The following is a 23,323-nucleotide window of genomic DNA, read 5'->3' as shown; positions in this document are numbered from 1 at the left end:
GAAACCCTTTGCAGCTTATGCTGCGGCGGTGTAGCGGATGGGGCACGGCGCGGCAAGCAAGGGATGACATTCATGACCGACAGGATTGACGCAATAGAGGAACGCGTGGCGCATCTGACCCGCACGGTTGATGATTTGTCGGATATCGTGGCCCGCCAAGCCGATGAGATTGACCGCCTGACCCGCCGCATGGCGCTTGTGCTGAACCGCATTGCCGGCCCGGATGAGGAAGGGGCGGTCTTTACCGATCAGCGCCCGCCGCATTGGTAAGCCGAATGGCGCGGCCTTTTTGCCCGCAGGCTGTGGGCTTTGTCACGCAAGCCAATGTTTTGCATAAACAACAGGTCAAAGATCTTCGACCATCACAACGCCGGTCATGGCCTTTAACGCGCCTTTGATCTGCGGGCTAACCGGGTATTCGCGCGGTAATTCCAGATCAATTTCCTGCCCCGAGATCGTATCGGGCACGCAGATCGTAACCGCGCCGCGGTTGCGACCGCCATCTTTCAGCACCCGTTCCAACAACGCAGCAACCGCGGCTGCGGCCTCAACCCGGTCAATATGGATGCGCAGCGCATTGCCCCCGGCCTCTGCCGCCACAGAATCAATCGGCTGGGCGGCGCGCGCCAGCAGTTTCAGGGTTTCGCCTTCCAGTGTCGCCTCGACGGTCAGAACCACATTCATTCCCGGTTCCAGCAAATCGCGCGCGGCCTCCAGCGTGTCAGAAAACACCGTCACCTCATAAAGCCCGGTGGGGTCTGACAACTGCACAAAGGCAAAACGGTTGCCCCGCGCCGATTTGCGTTCTTGTTTGGAACTGACCGAGCCCGCGATTTTCGCCACCATCGCACCGTTTTCAGCGCGGGCCGTAATCTCGGCCAGGGTGGCCACACCCTTTCGTTTGAGCGGGCTCATATAGTCATCCAGCGGGTGGCCCGAAAGGTAAAAGCCAATCGCCTTATGCTCCTCGGTCAGCCGTTCCACCGGCAGCCAATCATCGCGCGACCCAAGCCGGGGTTCTGGTACATCCTCGCCCGCCTCTCCGAACAGGCTGGTCTGATTAGAGGTTTTTGCCGCATGGATCGCGGCAGAATAGGCGGAAAGCCCGTCCAGCGCCTCAAACACCCGGGCGCGGTTGGGGTCAAGCGTATCAAACGCCCCGGCACGGGCGAGCATTTCCAGGGGGCGCTTGCCAACACGTTTCAGATCCACACGGCGGGCAAAGTCAAACAGGCTGGCAAAGGGTTTCTCGCCCCGGTCGGTCACACGGGCTGCCACGATCATCTTCATCGCCTCGACGCCGACGTTTTTCAGCGCGCCCAGCGCATAGACCAGTGCCCCGTCACGCACCGTAAAAGTGGCAAGCGAGGCGTTCACGCAAGGCGCGATGGTCTTTATCCCCAGCTTGTCCACCTCGCGCTTATACACCGCAAGCTTGTCGGTCAGGTGCATATCGCAGTTCATCACGCCGGCCATGAATTCAACCGGGTAATTCGCCTTCAGATAGCCGGTTTGATAGCTGACAACGGCATAGGCCGCCGCGTGGGATTTGTTGAAACCGTAATTGGCGAATTTTTCCAGCAGGTCAAAAACCTCACCCGCCTTTTTGGCGTCGACATTATGGGTTTTCTTCGCACCTTCGATGAACTTGGGCCGTTCCTTGGCCATTTCGGCCGCGATCTTTTTGCCCATCGCCCGGCGCAGCAAATCCGCGCCGCCCAGCGAATAGCCGCCCATGACCTGCGCAATCTGCATAACCTGTTCTTGGTAAACGATAATTCCTTGCGTTTCCGCCAAAAGATGGTCGATGGTCGGATGCACCAACTCGATCTCTTTCAACCCGTTTTTCACCTCGCAATAGGTTGGAATGTTTTCCATCGGGCCGGGGCGGTACAGCGCCACCAGCGCCACGATATCCTCAATGCAGGTCGGTTTCATGCGCCGCAGCGCATCCATCATGCCAGAGCTTTCCACCTGAAACACGGCAACGGTTTTGGCAGCGGCATAAAGCTGATAGGTTTTTTCATCATCCAGCGGGATCATGGAAATATCAAGATCAACCCCGCGCAGGCGCAGCAGGTTCAGCGCGGATTCGATCACCGTCAGGGTTTTCAGACCCAGAAAGTCAAACTTGACCAGCCCCGCCGCCTCCACCCATTTCATGTTGAACTGGGTCGCGGGCATATCCGATTTCGGGTCTTGGTACAGTGGCACCAACTCATCCAAAGGCCGGTCACCGATCACCACACCCGCCGCATGGGTGGACGCGTTGCGCAGCAAACCTTCGACCTGCTGACCATAATTCAACAGCCGGGCGACAACTTCTTCCTTGGCCGCCTCACGCAGACGCGGCTCATCCGCCAGTGCCTTGGTGATCGACACGGGTTTGACCCCCTCAACCGGAATCATCTTGGACAGCCGGTCTACCTGCCCGTAGGAAATTTGCAAAACCCGCCCCACATCGCGGATCGCAGCCTTGGACAACAGCGCGCCAAAGGTGATGATCTGCCCGACCCGGTCACGCCCGTATTTGCCTTGAACATATTGGATCACCTCCTCGCGGCGATCCATGCAAAAGTCGATATCAAAGTCAGGCATGGATACCCGCTCGGGGTTAAGAAAGCGTTCAAACAAAAGGGAATAGCGCAATGGGTCAAGGTCGGTAATTGTCAGCGCATAGGCCACCAGCGACCCCGCACCCGACCCCCGCCCCGGCCCTACCGGTATCCCCGCATCCTTGGCCCATTTGATGAAATCGGCAACGATCAGGAAATAGCCGGGGAACTGCATCCCGATGATGATGTCCAACTCAAAATCCAGCCGCGCTTGGTAGTCTTCCACGCTGGCCGCATGCGGAATGACCGCCAGCCGCGCCTGCAAACCGGCATTGGCCTGACGGCGCAGCTCATTCACCTCATCATCGGCAAATTTCGGCAGGATCGGCGCATGTTTTGCCACTTTGAACGCGCAGCGCCGGGCAATTTCAACCGTGTTTTCCAGTGCCTCCGGCAGATCGGCGAAGAGCGTCGCCATCTCGGCTTCGGTCTTGAAATAATGCTGCGGTGTCAGACGGCGGCGCGGCTGTTGCTGGTCAACATAGGCCCCCTCGGCGATGCAGATCAGCGCGTCATGCGCCTCATACATCGACGCTTTCGGAAAATAGACATCATTGGTCGCAACCAGGGGCAGGCCCAGTTCATAGGCCATTTCAACAAAACCGCGTTCCGATGCCCGCTCGCCTTCGGTCAGCTGCCCACCCGCGCCCGGATGGCGCTGCAATTCAACATAAAGCCGGTCCGCAAATGCCGCCGCCAACCGCCCCATCAACGCCCGCGCCTTGGGCATCTGCGCCGATTGCAACAGCTTGCCCACTGGCCCTTCCGCCCCCCCCGTCAGGCAAATCAGCCCCGCCGAATGTGCCTCCAACTGCGCCAGCGTCACCTGCGGCAACTGCCCGCCCGTGCCCACATATAGACAGGTGTTCAGCTTCATCAGGTTCATATAGCCCGCCTGATCTTGTGCCAACAGCACAAGGGGCGCGGGCTGACGCGGCTTTTCACCGGGCTGCGGCGGGTCGTAATTCACCGCGACCTGGCAGCCGACAATCGGTTGCAAACCGGCAGCCGCCGCCAGCGTCGAAAACTCCAACGCGGCGAACATGTTGTTGGTATCGGTCACCGCCACGGCAGGCATCGCCTGCGCCACACACAGCTCGATCAAGGTGCGAAGCGGGACCGCGCCTTCCAGCAAGGAATATTCGCTATGGGTGCGCAGATGAATAAATCGGGGTGCTGACATGCGCCGACCCTAGCCCAGCGGCAGGCCAAAGGGAAAGGGTGCGCGAACAATCCGCCTCAGGTTTTCAATCTTCGCCGCCGATTATCAATCAAATCCGAAAGGACTTTCTGGCATGGCAAGTGAAAATAGATTTGCTATTTTGTCGCAGGCCAGTCTTGATACCAGAACCAACAAGGGCGCGTGGCCTGTTTTACGCCGCATCGGGCGGGCACGCATTGGCCAGTGACGCAGAGACCGCGGCGGATTTTTCACATGACGGATATTGCGTTTCACCTGAACGGAACGCCAGTTTGCCTTTCGGATGTGTCTCCGACGCAAACCCTGCTGGATTGGCTGCGTGAGATGCGCGGGCTGACCGGCACCAAGGAAGGCTGCAATGAGGGCGATTGTGGCGCCTGCACTGTCATGGTGACAGACAGCGCTGGCCCAAAATCGCTGAATGCCTGCATCTTGTTCATGCCGCAACTGCAAGGCAAGTCGGTGCGCACCATCGAAGGGCTGATTGCCCCCGATGGCACCCCACACCCGGTTCAAGCGGCAATGGTCACCCACCATGGGTCCCAATGCGGCTTTTGTACACCGGGGTTCGTCGTCTCTATGGTCACCGCCCATACCACAGGGCGCACCGACCATGACACCGTTCTGGCAGGCAATCTGTGCCGCTGTACCGGCTACGCCCCGATCATTCGTGCCGCCAAGGCAGCCGAGGCAGCCCCCGTTCCACAGTGGCTTGACCAAGACTCAAATCCGGCTTTCTTTTCGGCAAAAATATCCTCGGGGGGGAAGGGTTTGCCCGGCAAACCCTGTGGGGGGGCAGACAGCCCCCCCGCGCTTGCCTATCAGCCCAAGACCAGCGACGATCTCGCGCGCTGGTACGCGGCCAATCCAACCGCCACCTTGATCGCGGGGGCGACCGATGTGGGGCTATGGGTCACCAAACAATTGCGCGACCTGTCGCCCGTGGCCTTCCTTGGCGGCATTGACGATCTGAAAGCCATCGAGGACAGCCATGACACCCTGCGCGTGGGCGCGGGCGTGACAATCAATCAGCTCATGGCTGCCGTAGCCCCTACCCTGCCGTCTTTTGCCGAGATGCTGCGCCGCTACGCCAGCGATCAGATCCGCAATGCAGCCACCATCGGCGGCAATATCGCCAACGGCTCCCCCATCGGCGATGGACCGCCCGCCTTGATCGCGCTGGGGGCCAGGCTGCACCTGCGCCAAGGTGACGCCCTGCGCGATTTGGCGCTGGAGGATTTCTTTCTCGACTACCGCAAACAAGATCGCCTGCCGGGTGAATTTGTAGCAGCGATCACCTTTCCCAAGACCGCGCCGGCCTTGCGTTGCTACAAGCTGTCCAAGCGGTTTGACCAAGATATATCGGCGGTGTGCGGCTGCTTCAATGTGACCGTAGCGGATGGGACTGTACAAGACGCCCGGCTTGCTTATGGCGGTATGGCGGGCACCCCGAAACGCGCGGCTGCGGCCGAGGCGGCCTTGCTGGGCAAGGCCTGGACGCTTGAAACCATGAGGACGGCCCGCGCAGCGCTGCGCGCCGATTTCGCGCCGCTCAGCGATATGCGCGCATCTGCCGCTTACCGCAGCACCGCGGCGGGCAATATGCTGCTGCGCTACTTTCATGATCTGGCCGGAACCCCGGTCAATTTGTTCGAGGTGACAGCATGAGTATCGGGAACGCCCTTGCGCATGACGCCGCGCCTTTGCATGTCACGGGAACCGCGCGCTATGTCGATGATATCCCCTTGCCCAGCAATGCCCTGCATCTGGCCTTTGGCCTGTCCACCATCGCGCATGGCGATATTGCGGGGATTGATCTGGCACAGGTGCGTGCCGCGCCGGGGGTTGTTGCCGTCTATTCAGCGGCAGATTTTGCCGAGATGCCCGATTGTTCCCCCTCGGCCCATGACGAACCGCTTTTGGCGACAGGCCGCGTGCATTACCTTGGCCAGCCGGTCTTTCTGGTCGTGGCCACCAGCCATCTGGCGGCCCGCAAAGCTGCACGCCTGGGCCGGATCGACTATGCCCCCCTGCCCGCCATCCTGACCGTTGATGAGGCGCTGGCCGCCGACTCGCGCTTTGAAAGCGGCCCGGTTATCTGGAGCAAAGGCAATGCCAGCGCCGCGCTTGGCCAAGCCGTGCATGTGGTGCAGGGTGAAATGGACGTTGGCGGCCAAGAGCATTTTTATCTGGAAGGTCAGATCGCAGTCGCCATCCCGCAAGAGGGCGGCGATATGCTGATCCATTCCTCAACCCAGCACCCAACCGAGATTCAGCACAAGGTTGCCCATGCCCTGCATGTGCCGATGCATGGCGTGCGGGTTGAAACACGGCGGATGGGCGGCGGGTTTGGCGGCAAGGAAAGCCAGGGCAACGCGCTGGCCATCGCCTGCGCCATTGCCGCGCGTGACACCGGCCACGCCTGCAAGATGCGCTATGACCGCGATGATGACATGATGATCACCGGCAAGCGCCATGATCTGCGTATCCGCTACCGTGTCGGGTTTGAGGATACGGGCCGCGTGACAGCGGTTGAATTCACCCATCTGTTCCGCTGCGGCTGGGCGCTGGATTTGTCCATCCCGGTGGCGGACCGCGCGATGCTTCATGCCGACAATTGCTATCATCTGACCGATGTGCGGATTGAAAGCCACCGCCTGCGCACCAACACCCAAAGCGCCACGGCCTTTCGCGGCTTTGGCGGCCCACAAGGGATGATCGGGATAGAGCGGGTGATGGATCACATCGCCTTTGAACTGGGGATGGACCCGTTGGCGGTGCGGCGCGTGAACTTTTATGCCGAGATGGCGGAAACGGCTGGGGGGCTGTCTGCCCCCCAACAGGGTTTGCAAGGCAAACCCTTCCCCCCCGAGGATATTTTTGCCGAAAAGAACGCGGGGGGAGGAAGATCTTGCCTCTCGCGGGGCTGTCGGCGCGGCTACCGATGGGCGGGATGTGGCTGTGCCTGCGGGCGTGCAGACCACACCCTTTCACATGGCCGTGGAGGATTTTATCGGGCATGCGTTGGTTGCGGCTTTGGAAGAAGGTTCAGACTATGCGGCGCGGCGGGCTGCGATTGCTGATTGGAATGCCGGCAGCCCTGTGTTGAAGCGCGGCATTGCCCTGACCCCGGTGAAGTTCGGGATTTCCTTTACACTGACCCATCTTAATCAGGCCGGCGCTTTGGTGCATGTGTATCAGGACGGCTCTGTTCATTTGAACCATGGCGGCACCGAAATGGGGCAAGGCCTGTTTCAGAAAGTGGCACAGGTGGCCGCCGGGGTTTTTGGCATTGGCGTTGATCTGGTAAAGATTACCGCAACCGATACGGCCAAAGTACCGAATACCAGCGCCACGGCGGCCTCATCCGGCTCTGATCTGAATGGGATGGCGGCGCGGGTGGCCTGTATGACCATTCGCGACCGGATGGCGGCATTTCTGGCCGAAAGGCATCAGGCCCGGCCAGAGGATATCCGCTTTGCGGGGGGGCGTGTGGCCATTGGCGAAGTGACGCGCTACAGCTTTGCCGAGGCGGCAGCGCTGGCCTATGCCGGGCGGGTCTCGCTGTCCTCGACCGGGTTTTATGCGACGCCCAAGATCACCTGGGACCGGGCGGCAGGCAAGGGGCGGCCATTTTTGTATTTCGCTTACGGCGCGGCGGTGACCGAAGTGGTGATTGACACGCTGACCGGCGAAAACCGAATTCTGCGGGCGGATTTGCTGCATGATACCGGAACAAGTCTGAACCCGGCGCTGGATATCGGCCAGATAGAAGGCGCCTATGTGCAGGGCGCGGGTTGGCTGACGATGGAAGAGTTGGTTTGGGACGACAAGGGCGCGTTGCGCACCCACGCGCCCAGCACCTATAAAATTCCCGCCTGTTCGGACCGCCCGCCTGTGTTCAACGTGGCCCTGTGGGGCCGTCAGAACCCGGAAAGCACGATTGGCCGCTCCAAAGCAGTAGGAGAGCCACCGTTCATGCTGGGCATTTCGGCGTTTCTGGCGCTGTCGGATGCGGTGGCCGCTTGTGGCGATGGGTCACGCTATGTGGCCCTTGACGCGCCCGCCACGCCGGAACGCCTTTTGGCCGCCATAGACCGGCAGCGCGATGTTTGATCTGGGGGGGCTACGCGCAGCGGTGACTGCGCAGGGCCCAGTGGCAAGGGTGGTGATTGCCGCCTTTGCCGGGTCCTCCCCGCGTGAGGTCGGGGCGGCAATGCTGGTCTGGCCCACGGGGCAATCTGGAACCATCGGCGGCGGCGCGCTGGAATTTCAGGCGGCGGCACGGGCGCGGGCGATGCTGGCGGCTGGCACCACAGCGCGGCTTGACCGAGAGCCGCTTGGGCCAAAGCTGGGCCAATGCTGCGGCGGCACCGTGACAGTGCTGACCGAAATATTTGATGCTAACAGCCTTGCCAATATGGAGGAAACTGTTTTTGCCCGGCCTGTTGACAGCCCGCTGGATCGCGCAGCCATGCCGCTGGCGGTATCGCGCCTTTTGGCGCAGGCGCGGGGCCAGGGGCGACTGCCGCAGCCGGGGTTGATGCAGGGCTGGATGGTGGAGCCAATTGCACAGCCAACCCGGCACATCTGGATCTGGGGCGCGGGGCATGTAGGCCGCGCAGTGGTGGCGGTGCTGGCCCCCCTGCCCGGGGTTGCGCTTACCTGGGTTGATGTTCACGCCGATCGGTTTCCGGCGGCCATCCCTGACGGCGTGACCATGCTGCCCGCCGCCGAGCCGGCGCTTTTGATGCAGCACGCACCACAGGCGGCAGAGCATCTGATTTTGACCTATTCGCACATGCTTGACCTTGCCTTGTGTCATGCTGCCCTGACGCACGGCTTTCGGGCCTGCGGCTTGATCGGGTCGCGAACCAAATGGAGCCGGTTTCGCAAACGACTGGCCGCTTTGGGCCACACCGCCCCTGCAATTGCGCGCATTGCCTGCCCTATCGGTGACCCGCGCCTTGGCAAGCACCCGCAAGCGATTGCAATCGGGGTCGCCACCCAAGTATTACAAGATCAAACACACGCGTCACGACAGGAGCACGCGGTATGAAAAGCAGACCAACCGGGACCACAGAGCCACCAGAGCTTTTGCGCATTGACGGCGTTACCAAAGCCTATCCCGGCGTTGTGGCCAACAGCAATGTCTCTTTCGCCATTTCCAAGGGCGAGATTCACGCGCTGCTGGGCGAAAACGGGGCCGGAAAATCAACTCTCGTCAAGATGATTTATGGATTGGTGAAGCCCGATAGCGGCGCGATGTACCTGCGCGGCCAGCCCTATGCCCCCGCCCGGCCCAGTGCGGCCCGCAGTTCCGGCGTGGCGATGGTGTTCCAGCATTTCAGCCTGTTTGAGGCATTGAATGTGGCGGAAAACGTGGCTCTCGGCATGGAAAGCCCGCCGCCGATGCGCACTTTGGCGCAAAAGATCCGCGCCGTATCCGAAGAATACGGGTTGCCGCTGGACCCGTCGCGCATGGTCGGCGACCTGTCTGCGGGCGAACGCCAGCGCGTGGAAATCGTGCGCTGCTTGCTGCAAGACCCCAAGCTGTTGATCATGGATGAGCCGACAAGCGTGCTGACCCCGCAAGAGGTCGGAATTCTGTTTCAAACCCTGCGGCAACTGTCAGCCGAAGGCACTGCGATTTTGTATATCAGTCATAAGCTGGAAGAGATTCGCACCCTGTGTGATGAGGCGACGATTTTACGCCGGGGCAAAGTGGTTGGCACCTGCACCCCGCGCGACGTCTCCGCCCGCGATATGGCCGAGTTGATGGTCGGCGCGGTGCTGACCCCACCCGCCCGCAGCGCCCGCAAGGATTGGGGCGATACCAATGCAGCGTTGGAGGTGGCGGGCCTGAATGTCGCCTCGCCCATTCCGTTCGGCACATCGCTGAAGGATGTCAGCTTTACAGTGCAGCGCGGTGAGGTGCTGGGGATTGCCGGGGTTGCAGGGAATGGGCAGGATGAACTGCTGCTGGCGTTGTCGGGCGAATTGCGCAGCGCGCCCGGTATGGTGAAATGTTTCGGCACCCCCATCGGCGGCAAATCCCCGAATGAGCGCCGCGCGCTGGGTTTTGTTGTCGCGCCCGAGGACCGTTTGGGTCATGCCGCAGCCCCTGATATGAGCCTTGTAGAAAATGCGCTGCTGTCAGGCGTCGTGCGCAAGGGATTGACCCATAAGGGCTTTATTGATTGGGCCGGAACCAGAACTTGGGCCGAGGAGATCGTCGCGCAATATGATGTGCGCACGCCCGGCACCTGGGTCGCTGCCCGCGCGCTTTCAGGCGGAAACCTGCAAAAATTCCTGATCGGGCGCGAGTTGAGCCAGGCACCGGAGGTGGTGATCATCAACCAGCCGACATGGGGCGTCGATGCCGCCGCCGCCGCCTTTATCCGGCAAGAAATTCTGAACCGGGCGCAGGACGGCGCTGCGGTGGTGGTGATCAGCCAGGATCTGGATGATCTGCTGGAAGTTTCCGACAGATTCGCCGCCCTGAATGAGGGGCGATTGACAGCGACGCGCCCGACCGAAGGGCTGACAGTGGATGAAATCGGCCTGATGATGGGCGGCGCGCATGGGATGGAGGTGGCACATCATGGATAGGCTTTTTCAAAGGTCAAGGCTTTCGGATGGCGGCACCGCAAGATCAGGTATTAGGGCCAGGATGAAATCAGGTGATTGCGCGGGGTATGCAGATGTTCATTCTTGAAAAACGCCCGTCGCCGTCGCAGTTCTGGACTTGGGCAACGCCGGTTTTGGCCGTTGCCCTGACGATGATCGCAGGCGGGATGCTGTTTGCACTTTTGGGTAAAAACCCGATTGAGGCCATCCGCACTATTTTCTGGGACCCGATCTTTGGCGAGTTTGCCTTTTATCTGCGCGGACAACTGTTGGTAAAGGCGGCACCGCTGATCTTGATCGCCGTGGGATTAAGCCTTGGGTTTCGGGCCGGCATCTGGAACATCGGGGCCGAGGGCCAGTATATCATGGGCGCCATTTTCGGCGCCGGCGTGGGGCTGGCGGTGTTTCCAACCGAGTCGCGCTGGATTTTCCCGGCAATGATTGTGGCCGGGGCCTTTGGCGGCTGGCTTTGGGCAATGATCCCTGCAATTTTGAAAACCCGCTTCAACACCAATGAAATTCTGGTGTCCTTGATGCTGGTCTATGTCGCCCAGACAGTTCTGTCCAAGGCTGCCACCGGTTTCTTGCGCAACCCGCAGGGTATGGGCTTTCCCGGCAGCCGCAACTTTTCCAGTTACCCGGCAGCCCGCAATGTGGAACTGATTTCCGGGTCTGGCATGCATTGGGGGGTGATCGCCGCGTTTATCGCCGTGATCGCCGCCTATGTGTTGTTGCAACGCCACATTCTGGGGTTTCAGATCAAACTGGCGGGTCAGGCACCGCGCGCAGCACGCTTTGCAGGGGTGCAACCAACGCGGCTTGTCGTGATGTGCATGGGGATTTCTGGCGGTCTGGCGGGGCTGGCGGGCATGTTTGAAGTGTCTGGGCCTGCCGGGCAGATCAGCATTGATTTTGCTTCGGGCTACGGCTTTACCGCGATCATCGTGGCGTTTCTGGGCCGGTTGAACCCGCTGGGAATTTTGCTGGCGGGGCTGGTCATGGCGCTGACCTATGTGGGCGGCGAAATGGCCTCGACCAACCTTGGCTTGCCCTCGGCCGCCATTCAGGCCTTTCAGGGGATGCTGCTGTTTTTCCTGCTTGCCGTTGATTTGCTGTCAAACTACCGCATACGCTTGTTGAAAGGGAGGGCGACATAATGGATCTTTCAGGGATCAATCCGGCGGTTCTGGTGGCCTCTCTCATGGTGGCATCGGTGCCGATCATGCTGGCGGCGATTGGCGAACTGGTGGTGGAAAAAGCGGGTGTTCTGAACCTCGGGGTTGAGGGGATGATGATCATTGGCGCAATCTGCGGCTTTATCACCGCCGTTGAAACCGGAAGCCCGTTTCTTGGCTTTCTGGGCGGGGCTTTGGGGGCCGCAGCGCTAAGCCTGATTTTCGCCTTGCTGACGCAGGTTTTTCAGGCGAACCAAGTGGCAACCGGCCTGGCGCTGACGTTGTTTGGTCTGGGGCTGTCAAGCCTGATTGGCCAAGGCTATGTCGGCATCAAGCCACCAGCGACAGGCGTGGTGCCGTTTGGCCCGCTGGCCGATATTCCTGTCATTGGCCGCGTTTTATTCCGGCATGATCCGATGGTTTATATCTCTGTCCTTATTGTGGTGGCGGTTTGGGTGGTGCTGAAATTCACCCGCACCGGACTGGTCATTCGGGCGGTCGGCGAAAGCCATGATGCCGCCCATGCGCTTGGCTACAAGGTCACGCGCATCCGCATTCTGGCGATCTTGTTCGGCGGGGCAATGGCAGGGCTTGGCGGTGCCTACCTTAGCCTGATCCGCGTACCGCAATGGACCGATGGCATCACGGCGGGTGCGGGCTGGATTGCGCTGGCAATCGTGGTCTTTGCCAGCTGGCGGCCATGGCGCGTGCTGATCGGGGCCTATCTGTTTGGCGGGATTTCGGTTTTGCAGTTGAATTTGCAGGTCGCACGGGTACCAATTCCGCCAGAGTACTTGTCGATGTCGCCGTATCTGATAACCATCATCGTGCTGGTGATCATGTCATCGGGCCGGGGCCGCAGCGCGATGAACGCGCCCGCAGCTTTGGGCCAGAATTTCCACGCTTCGCGCTGATGCGCGCGGCCAATACCAAACCGGGCCAAATGGCCCATCCAACGAGGAGAAGATAATGAACCGCAGAATGATGATGACGACCGCAGCGCTTGGTCTTGGTCTGGCCTTTGGCGGCAGCGCCAATGCGGCCGGGATGGATAAGGTAAAGGCCTGTTTCGTCTATGTTGGCCCCGTGGGCGATGGCGGCTGGACCTATCAGCACGATCAGGGGCGCCTGGCCTTGCAGGCGGAATATGGCGATAAGGTCGATGCCAGCACCTATCAGGAAAACGTGCCGGAAGGTGCCGATTCAGCGCGGGTGCTGACCCAGATGGCCCTGGGTGGTTGCAACATCATCTTCACCACATCGTTTGGCTATATGGATGCAACCAATGAGGTTGCAGCCAAGTTTCCGAACGTGATGTTCGAACATGCAACCGGCTTCAAGCGCGACCATGCGAACGTATCGACCTATAACGCGCGGTTCTATGAAGGCCGCACGGTTCAGGGCACAATCGCGGGCCTGTCAACCAAGTCGAATAAAATCGGCTATATCGGTTCGTTCCCCATCCCAGAGGTCATCATGGGCGTCAACGCCTATTACCTTGCCGCCAAAAAGGTGAACCCGGATGTCGAGCTTTCGGTGGTTTGGGCGCTGACATGGTTTGACCCGGCAAAAGAGGCCGATGCGGCCAAGGCGATGATTGAGCAAGGTGTGGATGTGGTCGCTGCCCATACCGATTCGACCGCCCCCCTGGCCGAAGCGGCCAAAACCCCGGGCGTGATTGGTTTTGGCCAGGCGTCGGATATGACCGCCTATAAACCAAGCCCGCGCGTGTCTTCCATCATTGACAACTGGGCCCCCTATTACATCGAGCGGGTTGGCGCGATGTTGGATGGCACCTATGCGCAGTCTGACACCTGGGCAGGGATCAAGGATGGCGAAGTGGAGATCGGTGAGATCACCGACGGGGTTTCGGCCGAGGTGAAAGCCGCTGCTGAAGCTGTCCGCGATGCGATTTCGGCAGGAACGCTGCACCCATTCACTGGGCCGATCAACAAGCAAGACGGGTCTGTCTGGTTGACCGAAGGCCAGACAGCACCGGATGGTGATTTGCTTGGCATGAACTTCTATGTCGAGGGCATCACTGCCGAAATTCCGCAGTAATCGGCCTTAGCAATCTCGCGGAGGTTTACCGTTCCAACGCCGGGGGGCTGTCTGCCCCCCGGACCCCCCGAGGATATTTTTGCCGAAAAGAAAGCGAAAAATGACTTGGGAGGCGATGCCCATGCTCTCTGGCTCTTTACTGAAGGGCCGAAATACCCTGTATAGGTGCCAAAATGGACTATGATTTTCTGATAATCGGCGGCGGAATAGCCGGCGTTTCTTGTGCCGCAAGATTGGCCAGTGCAGGCAAGGTTTTACTGGTAGAGGCCGAGGCCAATTTAGCGCATCACGCCTCAGGCCGATCGGCAGCCCTGTATGAGCCGCGCTATGGGCTTGGCCCGGTGGTTGCCCTCTCGCTTGCCTCGTCTGAATATTTTCATTCGGCGCCCGATGTTTTGAGCCCGCGTGGCATGATGATTGTTGCCAAGGCCAACGAGCGCGCTGCGTTTGACGCGGATTCCGCGGGAATGGCGCTTGAGCAGATAAGTCTGGAACAGGCCCGTCAGATCGTGCCGATCCTGAATCCTGAAACGGTTGCTCATGTGGCCCTGGCCGATCACGCCTGGGATATTGATACTGACCTTTTGCTTCAGGGCTTTGCGCGCCAGGCCCGCAGCCATGGGGCCGAGATTGTGACCAAGGCCGAGGTCTTGGCGATTGACCGCGACGGCGCGGGCTGGCGCGTGACCACGCAGCAGGGCGCGTTTACGGCCAGGGTCGTGATCAACGCCTCGGGGGCCTGGGCCGATGTGGTGGCTGGGATGGCCGGGGTGACGCCTTTGGGCTTTACGCCGCTGCGCCGGTCCATGGCGCGTATTCCGGCACCGGGAGGGCTTGATATCAGCCGTTGGCCGATGATTTTCGGGGCTGGCGAAACCTGGTATTCCAAACCTGATGCCGGGGCACTGATCGTCTCGCCCGCCGAAGAGGATCTGACCACACCGCATGATGCCTTTGCCGATGATATGGTGTTGGCAGAAGGGCTGGCGCGCTATGAGGAAATGGTGACCGAACCTGTGACCCGGATGCTGGCAAACTGGGCCGGTCTGCGCACGTTTTCGCCTGACCGGGTGCCGGTGATCGGCTTTGACGCGCAGGCGCCGGGGTTCTTTTGGTTGGCGGGGCAAGGGGGCTATGGCTTTCAATCCGCCCCGGCCGCGTCGCAGCTTGCTGCCGATTTGCTGACCGACACCGCCAGCGTGATCGAGGCCGATGTGATCGCAGCACTCGCGCCCTCACGTTTCGCATGACAGGCTAGGGGGCGGCCGCCGCATCCTTGCACCGCTTGGCCTGACTTGCGCGCGGCATGCCCCGGATCACGGGCGCGCGCGGTTTTCCAATCACGCTTAGTCAGCCTTGATCCAATCAGAAATGAAGGGCGTTGGCTTTGGCCTTCGGCTTGCGGGGATGCCTGCCAAGGCCCCGATGCTGATCGCCCTGATAACTTGATATGCATCAAGGCATCAGGCGGCGCGGCATGCGACCCCTAGCCTGAACTGCGGTGGCACAGGCCTTGCACGCCACCCTCACCGCGCAATCGCATGACAGGAGCACGACATGGACTGGAAGACCAAGAACGCAGATATGCGCGACAAGCTGCGTGTGATGAACCGCACCATCCCCGAAATTGCCAAAGGCTTTGGGGTCCTGTCAAAAGCCGCCAAAGAGGCGCAGGTTCTTGATATCAAAACGCTTGAATTTGTTGCCCTCGGCATCGCCATCGCGGATCGCTGCGAGGCTTGCATCGGCTTTCACGTTGAGGCCTTGGGCAAGGCCGGTGGCACCCGCGAAGAATTGGGGGATGTGTTGGGCATGGCCGTGCAGATGGGGGGGGGCCCATCGCTGATGTATGCCGCCAAGGCGCTGGCCGCCTGGGATGATCTTTTTGGCGAAAGCTGACCCGCAGCACGACGGAAAAACCGTGAGGTATCGTTCGACCATAGACGTATTCAACGATAGGGGTCACGCATGAAAGCCTTGTTTTTAGTTACCACCGCGCTTGCTTTGAGTGCCGGGCTTGCCTTTGCCCAGCAGGGTAGCCCCGGCGGCTATTTCATTGAGCAATGGGATATGAATGGCGATGGCCAGGTCACCCTTGCCGAAGCCGAAGAAAAACGCGCCGAGGTTTTCGTCATGTTTGATCAGAGCGAAGATGGCATTCTGGATGCGACCGAATGGGCCACCATAGCGGAGCATCTGGAGGCCGAGATTATTATTTTCTCAACCCGGTGGGGGCCCGCGAATCCATTCCAACCCATCCCCCTTCCCCCTTCCCCCCCCTTTCCCCCTCCTTTTCTCTCCCCTTCTTTTGCCCTTTCCCCCCATCAGCCATCAACCCCCCCATACCCACACATTCCTCCCTCATATACCCATTTCCGATCCATCCCTCTCAGAAATTCTTTCTATATCCCATACCCGTCTTCATAAAAATTCACCCACCACTCACACCCACTGGCCCAAAACATCACCCCCACCCTGGCCCGGCGGCAGGCATGGGCCAGGGGCCCGGTCAGGCCATCCACGCTTCGCTGACGCCCGGCTTCAACGATGCCGACGGCAATGGTGAGGTGACGCTGGAAGAGTTTGTTGCAGCCACCAAAACCGTGTTCGGCCAAGTTGACCGCAACGGTGATGGGGTGCTGAGCGTGGCTGATTTCGGCAAGATGTAACCCCGCGCCCCGGATTTATGGGCCGGGATCAAGGCCAGATTGACTGATGACAAAACGCGGCCCGGCTGACAGATTGTCAACCGGGCCCTTTTTTGGCGTTTTCTCTTTTTGCGGGTGGTGTTGTGCGGGTATTGGGTGGTCTGGGGGTTGCTGCGTTGGTTTTGATGGGCTGCGCCAGCCAGCACGAAAAGCCGCGCGACCGATCGCGCGATCAGGTCGCGGTGACGGTAAACGCGCCGCATTTCAGCGACGCCAATCCGCATGAATGGGCAGGGCGAAACCCGGCTTCCTATCCCGTGCACGGCATTGATGCCTCGCGCTGGCAGGGTGAGATTGACTGGCAAACAGCCCGCGCCAACGGGGTTTCATTCGCGTTTTTCAAGGCGACCGAGGGTGGCGATATTCTTGACCCCGCCTTTGAACATTATTGGGAAACCGCAGGTCAGGCAGGTATTCCGCGCGGCGCCTATCATTTCTACTATTTCTGCCGCCCTGCGATCGAGCAGGCCCGGTGGTTTATCAAAAATGTGCCACGCGTGCAGGGGGCACTTCCCCCGATTCTGGATATGGAATGGAACGCCCATTCGCCCACCTGTACACGCCGGCCCAATGCGGCCCATGTGCGGGCTGAGGCAAAGGTTTTCATGAACGCGCTGGAGCAGCATTATGGCCAGCGCCCAATCATCTACACCTCGGTTGATTTTTATACCGATAATCAGCTGGGGCAGTTGAAAGGATATGAATTCTGGCTGCGGTCTGTGGCGGGGCATCCTTCGCAGGCCTATCCGGGGCAAAGCTGGGTTTTTTGGCAATATAGCGGAACCGGATTGGTGCCGGGCATCCGTGGAAAAGTGGATGTGAATGCTTTTGCGGGTTCGCGGGGGGAATGGCAAAACTGGGTGGCGCGCAGGGCGCGGTAGGGCGCGTACAAAGGAATAGCCAAAGCGTTTCGCCTTAAAGCCTTCCTCACATATTACTGCCTGAAATCAAGGATTCCAACGCGTTATGTGACAGGCCTTGTTTCAAGTCAAAGGCGAAACGCTTTGGAATTGGCTTCGCGCTATCCGTTCCGTTTGGGAATATTTCAGGCTGAACCAACCGGTCCGGGGCAAGTGCGAAGGGCTCGAAACCGCCCTTCAAGGGTAAAAACCCGCGGCCAGCATAAACAACGGCCCCACGCGCACGCGGGGCCGTTGTTTGGGTTTTCAGGCTTTACCCGTTGATCCGGATTCGCTCATTGGCAGGATCGAACGGGCTGTCTTCAACCACCACAGCGTCCCATTCCTGCAACAGCATCTTTACCTTCAACCGGGTGCCTACAGCCGCCAGATCGGGAGAGACATAGCCCATGCCGATTTGTTTGTTGAAGGCAACCGACCAGCCGCCCGAGGTAAGACGGCCAACTTTTTTGCCGTCCACAAAGATCGCTTCTTTGCCCCATGGGTCGGCGTCCTCTGGCCCGTCGATCAGCACGGTTACGCATTTGGCGCGGATACCGGTATCCAACATTGCCTGCTTGCCCTGAAAATCCTTGGACAGGTCGATGAATCGGTCCAGGCCCGCCTCCATCGGCGTGGCATCGCGGCCCAGTTCGGTGCCAAAGGCACGGTAGGATTTTTCCTGACGCAGCCAGTTTTGGGCACGGGCACCGACCAGCTTCATGCCGTGCGCCTCACCAGCCTTGAGCAGCAAGTCCCACAGGTAGCGGTTCATTTCAATCGGGTGGTGCAATTCCCAGCCGAGTTCGCCGGTATAGGCCACGCGGATGGCGTTGACCGGGCACATGCCCAGTTCCAGTTTGCGGGCGGTCAACCACGGGAAGCGTTTGTTCGACAAAACCGTGTCCGGGTCGGCATCCTTGACGACTTCGCGCAGGATTTTGCGGGCGTTGGGGCCTGCCAGTGCAAAAACACCCCATTGCGTGGTAACATCGTTGATTTCGACATGGCCGCCACCATTGGCGGTGAAATCCTGCGCCGATTTGCGCATATAGTCGGCGTCATAGGCGGTCCATGCGCCAGCCGAAACGAGATAGTAATCGTCGGCCCCGTTGCGCACGATGGTATATTCGGTGCGGGTGGTGCCGGTGGGCGTTAGCGCATAGGTCAGGTTGATGCGGCCGATGCTGGGCAGTTTATTACAGGTGAACCAATCAAGGAACGCCGTGGCCCCCGGCCCCCGTACGCTGTGTTTGGTAAAGGCTGACGCGTCGATCAGGCCCGCGGTTTCACGCAGCGCCTCGGCCTCGGCCTTTGCATATTGCCACCAGATGCCACGGCGGAAAGAGCGGCCGTCGTGGTCAAAGTTTTCGGGGGCGTTCAGCGGGCCGTAATAGTTCGGGCGTTCCCAGCCGTTAACCTGGCCCATCTGTGCGCCAAGGGCGATTTGCTTGTCATAAACCGGCGTGGTGCGCAGGGGGCGACAGGCGGGGCGTTCCTCATCAGGGTGATGCAGGATGAAGACATGGTCGTAACATTCCTCATTCTTGCGGGCAGCATATTCGGTGGTCATCCACGACGCATAACGGCGAGGGTCAAGGCTCGCCATGTCAATCTCGGCTTCGCCTTGCGTCATCAACTGGGCGAGGTAATAGCCGGTGCCACCTGCCGCCGTGATACCAAAACTAAAGCCCTCGGCAATCCACATATTGCGCAGGCCGGGAACGGGGCCGACCAGCGGGTTGCCATCGGGTGTGTAGCAGATCGGGCCGTTGAAATCGTCTTTCAGGCCGACGGTTTCGGAACTGGGCAGCCGGTGGATGAAATCCATGTATTCCTGCTCGATCCGTTCCAGATTCAGCGGGAACAGATCGGCGCGGAAACTGTCGGGAACACCGTATTCAAAACGGGCCGGCGCGCCTTTCTCATAGGGCCCAAGGATCCAGCCGCCGCGCTCTTCGCGAACGTACCATTTGGCATCGGCATCGCGCAACACCGGATGCTCGGGGTTGTTCTTGCGGTACTCCACCAGCATCGGGTCGGGTTCGGTGACGATGAACTGATGTTCAACGGGAATCGCAGGGATTTTGATGCCAAGCAGGTTTGCCGTGCGTTGGGCGTGGTTGCCGGTGGCTGTGACAACATGTTCGGCGTGGATTTCAAAGGTTTCGTCCGAGGCAATCAGATTGCCGCCCTTATCGACCATCCGCGTACAAGTCACGATCCACTCAGAGCCGGTCCAGCGGTAGCCATCAACCTGAATTTTCCGCTCGATCACCGCACCATGCTGGCGCGCACCTTTGGCCATGGCCTGGGTGACATCGGCAGGGTTGATATAGCCGTCTTGCGGGTGAAACAGCGCGCCAATCAGGTCATCGGTGCGAACCAGTGGCCAGCGCTCCTTGATCTGCGCGGGGGTCATGAATTCATGGTGGACATCGGCAGATTCGGCCACGGCAGAGTAGAGCATATACTCATCCATCCGCGCCTGATGCTGCGCCATGCGCAGATTGCCGACGACCGCGAAACCTGCGTTCAAACCGGTTTCCGCCTCAAGCGATTTATAGAAATCGACCGAGTATTTGTGGATATGGGTGGTGGCATAGCCCATATTGAACAGCGGCAACAGGCCCGCCGCGTGCCAGGTAGAGCCAGAGGTAAGCTCATCGCGTTCAACCAGCATCGTATCCCACCCAGCCTTGGCAAGGTGATAGGCGATGCCGTTACCCACGGCACCACCGCCGACGACCAAAGCTTTGACATGAGTTTTCATTCGGCGACTCCCTGACGCGATTTTGCGTATTCATGCCTTATTTCTGGGTAAAGGGGCAATATGCCCCGACCATTGGCAGATAAAAACGACATCTGGCAGCGGCAAGAAGCGATTGTGGCGCGCCGGTGATGAAAGTCAGGGCATCACCGGCCTTGGCAGCATGTTTGGCCCCAGTACCGCGACGACCGCGCGGGGCTGGTCAAGCCGCAACGACAACCGCCGAATAGCGGTTGAAGGCTGCCGGGATGCTGAATTCCAACCCGGCCCCAGGCAATGGGGGCCCGTCACATTCGGGTGGTATCAAACCAAAGGCAGAGAGGCACAGCCCTACTCTGCGGTTTTCTTGGCCGCCGGTTTTTTCGCCGCCGGTTTCTTGGCGGGGGCCTTTTTTTCCGCAGGCTTTTTCGCCGGGGCTTTTTTTTCCGCAGGCTTCTTGGCCGGGGCTTTTTTTGCCGCCGGTTTCTTGGCGGGGGCCGCCGCAGCAGGCTTTTTCGCCGCAGCCTTCTTGGCAGGTGCTTTCTTTTTCGTTCCCGTTTTTGCGGCCCGCTCGGCCAGCAATTCCAGGGCCTGCTCTACCGAAACCTCGGCGGGCTCAACATCTTTTGGCACGGTGGCGTTGATCTTGCCCCATTTTATATACGGCCCATACCGCCCCGGCATCACAGCCATTGCGCCACCGTCGGGATGGTCGCCCAAATCCTTGATCGGCTCTGCCACAACCCGCGCCTTGGAATATTTATTCGCCAAAACCTCTACCGCCCGGTTCATCCCGATGGTGAAAACCTCTTCCACATCGGGCAGATTCGCGTAGGTTTTGTTATGCTTCACATAGGGCCCATAGCGGCCAATCGCAGCCTCGACCATTTCACCATCCTCGGGGTGCGGGCCAATCTGACGCGGCAAGGATAGCAAGGTCAGCGCCTTTTCCAGCGTCATCGCCTCCGGCCCCCAGCCCTTTGGCAGGCTCGCCCGCGGGGGTTTCGGAACCTCCTCGGTTGCCTCGCCGCGCTGAACATAGGGGCCAAAGCGGCCGGTTCGCAGGCTGATCTGCTCGCCCATGTCATCGACGCCCAAAACCTGCCCATCGGGTGAAATCGCTGCCCCTTCCTCGCCGCCCGCCACCGAAATCGGGCGGGTATAGCGACATTCGGGGTAGTTGCCGCAGCCAATAAACGCCCCCCCCGAGCGCGCGGTTTTCAGATGCAAACGCCCCTCGCCGCACACCGGGCACACCTTGGGGTCTGACCCGTCAGCCCGCGGTGGGTAGAGATGCGGAGACAGAAATTCGTCGATCTTGGTCAGCACTTCTCCGATCCGCAGATCAGCCGTTTCCGCGATTGCCGCCGAAAAATCGCGCCAGAACCGGGCCAGAACCTCTTTGTAATCCCGCTCGCCTGCCGAGACATCATCAAGCTGCCCCTCCAAATCCGCGGTAAAATCATATTCCACATATTTGCGGAAATAATTTGACAGGAACGCCGTCACCAAGCGCCCTTTATCCTCTGGAAACAGCCGGTTCTTATCTTTGCGAACATATTCACGGTCCACAATCGTTGTCAGAATCGACGCATAGGTTGACGGGCGCCCGATGCCCAATTCCTCCATCCGCTTTACCAAAGTCGCTTCGGTATAGCGCGGCGGCGGTTGGGTGAAATGTTGTGCGCCCAAAACTGACTGGCCTGTGTTGGTCACGGCCGAAGCCACCCGCCTGGCCGAGCTTTCGATCACATCGTCAGCCGCAGCCGCAGCCTTGGCAAACGCGTCAGAAAAGGCACCCGCCACGAAAGCCGCGGCCTCGCCCTGCATGATTTGCGGCAGGCGGCCTTCGTCGCTGTCCTCATCGTCGCGACCTTCCTCATACAGCTTCAGGAAGCCGTCAAACAGCACGACCTGGCCAGTGGCCCGCAGCACCACCTGGCCGTCAGCGCTGCCCACGTCGACCGTCGTTCGCTCCAGCCGCGCCGCCGCCATCTGGCTGGCAATGGTGCGTTTCCAAATCAGATCATACAGCTTTTTCTGCTCGCCTTCGAGGCGCAGATCATCTGCCGCTTTGTCCATGTCGGTCGGGCGGATACATTCATGCGCCTCTTGCGCGTTCTTGGCCTTGTTTTTATAGACGCGCGGGCTGTCGGGAACGTATTTGTCACCGTATCGCGCTGCGATGGCCGCGCGTGCAGCCGTGATCGCCTCGGGGGCCATGTCAATGCCATCGGTCCGCATATAGGTGATATGGCCCGCCTCATACAGGCGTTGGGCTGCCCCCATACATTGCTTGGCCCCCATGCCAAACTTGCGGCTTGCCTCTTGCTGCAAGGTTGAGGTCATGAACGGCGCCGAGGGGTTGCGGGCTGCTGGTTTTGCCTCGACCGATTGCACCGTCATGGCACGGGAGGTGACAGCCTGAACCGCCAAATCTGCGGCCTCGACATTTGAAATGTCGAATTTATCCAGCTTCTTGCCACCAAGAACCGTCAGCCGGGCATCATAGTCCTGGCCCCTTGGCGTTTGAAACCTTGCATTCACGCCCCAAAACTCACGCGGGCGGAATGCCTCGATCTCCATCTCGCGCTCTACGATCAAGCGCAGGCAAACCGATTGCACCCGCCCCGCCGATTTCGCGCCGGGCAGCTTGCGCCACAGCACCGGCGACAGTGTAAACCCAACCAGATAGTCCAAGGCCCGACGCGCCAGATAGGCATCAACCAGCGGCACATCAATCTGGCGCGGGTTCTTCATCGCCTCGGTCACAGCCGATTTGGTGATCGCATTGAAGGTGACGCGGCTGACCTTGGTATCTTTCTTGATGCTTTTGGCCAGCGCCTCTTGCAGATGCCATGAAATCGCCTCGCCCTCACGATCAGGGTCGGTCGCGAGAATCAGTTCATTGTCAGATTTCAGCGCCTCGGCAATCGCTTTGATATGCTTTTTACTGTCAGCGGCGACTTCCCATTTCATCGCGAATTCGTCTTCGGGATCAACCGAACCATCCTTGGGTGGCAAATCACGAACATGCCCGAATGACGCCAGAACCGTGTAGTTGGATCCAAGATATTTATTGATTGTTTTGGCCTTGGCCGGGGACTCGACAACGACAACAGCCATAAAAACCTCTTCTCAAATCAGACCGATTGGTGGCGGGGCAAGATGTGGGTGAATGGACGCCAATGTCAATGGAGCCTTGACTCTTTCCCAAAGCCCTTGACGTGATTGCCTTTTTTATCGGACAGTTCAAGGGGGCCCGGCGCATCAACCTTCGGAAAC

15 protein-coding genes and 1 pseudogene are annotated in these 23,323 nt (G+C 59.8%); 13 read left to right on the top strand and 3 right to left on the bottom strand.

The window, feature by feature from the left end; translation table 11 throughout:
- Positions 1-72: 72 nt before the first annotated feature.
- A complete protein-coding gene (locus tag VDP61_RS06610; protein WP_323006155.1) occupies positions 73-270 on the top strand; it encodes a SlyX family protein in 198 nt (65 codons plus the stop codon).
- A gap of 75 nt (positions 271-345) precedes the next feature.
- Here the strand turns inward: VDP61_RS06610 and dnaE are convergent, their stop codons facing one another.
- Positions 346-3,798 carry a DNA polymerase III subunit alpha gene (gene dnaE, locus VDP61_RS06605; RefSeq protein ID WP_323006154.1) on the bottom strand — a complete coding sequence of 1,151 codons (3,453 nt, stop codon included), beginning with the start codon at positions 3,796-3,798 and terminating at the stop codon, positions 346-348.
- A 252-nt stretch (positions 3,799-4,050) separates the two neighbouring features.
- Here dnaE and xdhA point away from each other — a divergent pair, with 252 nt between their 5' ends.
- From xdhA to VDP61_RS06545, 12 genes and pseudogenes are all read left to right on the top strand, one after another.
- A complete protein-coding gene (gene xdhA, locus VDP61_RS06600; RefSeq protein ID WP_323006153.1) occupies positions 4,051-5,484 on the top strand; it encodes a xanthine dehydrogenase small subunit in 1,434 nt (477 codons plus the stop codon).
- Positions 5,481-7,932, top strand: a pseudogene (gene xdhB / locus VDP61_RS06595) (xanthine dehydrogenase molybdopterin binding subunit). The gene xdhA and the pseudogene xdhB overlap by 4 nt, the downstream one beginning before the upstream one ends.
- Positions 7,925-8,875: a xanthine dehydrogenase accessory protein XdhC gene (gene xdhC / locus VDP61_RS06590; RefSeq protein ID WP_323006152.1), complete on the top strand. Its 951-nt coding sequence runs from the start codon at positions 7,925-7,927 to the stop codon at positions 8,873-8,875. Before xdhB ends, xdhC begins: the two are co-directional and overlap by 8 nt.
- Entirely contained in the window at positions 8,872-10,428 is a 1,557-nt protein-coding gene (locus VDP61_RS06585; RefSeq protein WP_323006151.1) for an ABC transporter ATP-binding protein, read from the top strand. Before xdhC ends, VDP61_RS06585 begins: the two co-directional genes overlap by 4 nt.
- A gap of 92 nt (positions 10,429-10,520) precedes the next feature.
- Positions 10,521-11,603 carry an ABC transporter permease gene (locus tag VDP61_RS06580; protein WP_323006150.1) on the top strand — a complete coding sequence of 361 codons (1,083 nt, stop codon included), beginning with the start codon at positions 10,521-10,523 and terminating at the stop codon, positions 11,601-11,603.
- Positions 11,603-12,535: an ABC transporter permease gene (locus tag VDP61_RS06575; RefSeq protein WP_323006149.1), complete on the top strand. Its 933-nt coding sequence runs from the start codon at positions 11,603-11,605 to the stop codon at positions 12,533-12,535. The genes VDP61_RS06580 and VDP61_RS06575 overlap by 1 nt, the downstream gene beginning before the upstream one ends.
- Positions 12,536-12,590: 55 nt before the next feature.
- Positions 12,591-13,682: a BMP family ABC transporter substrate-binding protein gene (locus VDP61_RS06570; RefSeq protein WP_323006148.1), complete on the top strand. Its 1,092-nt coding sequence runs from the start codon at positions 12,591-12,593 to the stop codon at positions 13,680-13,682.
- A gap of 173 nt (positions 13,683-13,855) precedes the next feature.
- Complete coding sequence (locus tag VDP61_RS06565; protein ID WP_323006147.1) at positions 13,856-14,932, top strand: FAD-binding oxidoreductase; 1,077 nt, start codon at positions 13,856-13,858, stop codon at positions 14,930-14,932.
- A gap of 307 nt (positions 14,933-15,239) precedes the next feature.
- Positions 15,240-15,581, top strand: a complete 342-nt coding sequence (locus VDP61_RS06560) for a carboxymuconolactone decarboxylase family protein (RefSeq protein ID WP_323006146.1) — start codon at positions 15,240-15,242, stop codon at positions 15,579-15,581.
- 69 nt (positions 15,582-15,650) lie between these two features.
- Positions 15,651-16,109, top strand: a complete 459-nt coding sequence (locus VDP61_RS06555) for a hypothetical protein (protein ID WP_323006145.1) — start codon at positions 15,651-15,653, stop codon at positions 16,107-16,109.
- A 65-nt stretch (positions 16,110-16,174) separates the two neighbouring features.
- Positions 16,175-16,351, top strand: coding sequence for a hypothetical protein (locus VDP61_RS06550; protein WP_323006144.1), 177 nt, complete (start codon positions 16,175-16,177; stop codon positions 16,349-16,351).
- Positions 16,352-16,515: 164 nt separating this feature from the next.
- Entirely contained in the window at positions 16,516-17,271 is a 756-nt protein-coding gene (locus tag VDP61_RS06545; protein WP_416236496.1) for a GH25 family lysozyme, read from the top strand.
- A gap of 292 nt (positions 17,272-17,563) precedes the next feature.
- On the opposite strand, the gene VDP61_RS06540 is transcribed toward VDP61_RS06545, so the two are convergent.
- Together VDP61_RS06540 and topA are read right to left on the bottom strand one after the other, a co-directional pair.
- On the bottom strand, positions 17,564-20,062 hold the full coding sequence (locus VDP61_RS06540; RefSeq protein ID WP_323006142.1) for an FAD-dependent oxidoreductase: 2,499 nt from the start codon (positions 20,060-20,062) through the stop codon (positions 17,564-17,566).
- 327 nt (positions 20,063-20,389) lie between these two features.
- Positions 20,390-23,164 (bottom strand): type I DNA topoisomerase, encoded by a 2,775-nt coding sequence (gene topA, locus VDP61_RS06535; protein WP_323006141.1) that lies wholly within the window; start codon positions 23,162-23,164, stop codon positions 20,390-20,392.
- Positions 23,165-23,323 lie beyond the last annotated feature (159 nt).

Source organism: Pseudorhodobacter sp., from assembly GCF_034675685.1.
Lineage (GTDB): Bacteria > Pseudomonadota > Alphaproteobacteria > Rhodobacterales > Rhodobacteraceae > Pseudorhodobacter.
Note: the sequence above shows the minus strand (reverse complement) of the source record. Positions and strands in the feature narration are given on the sequence as shown.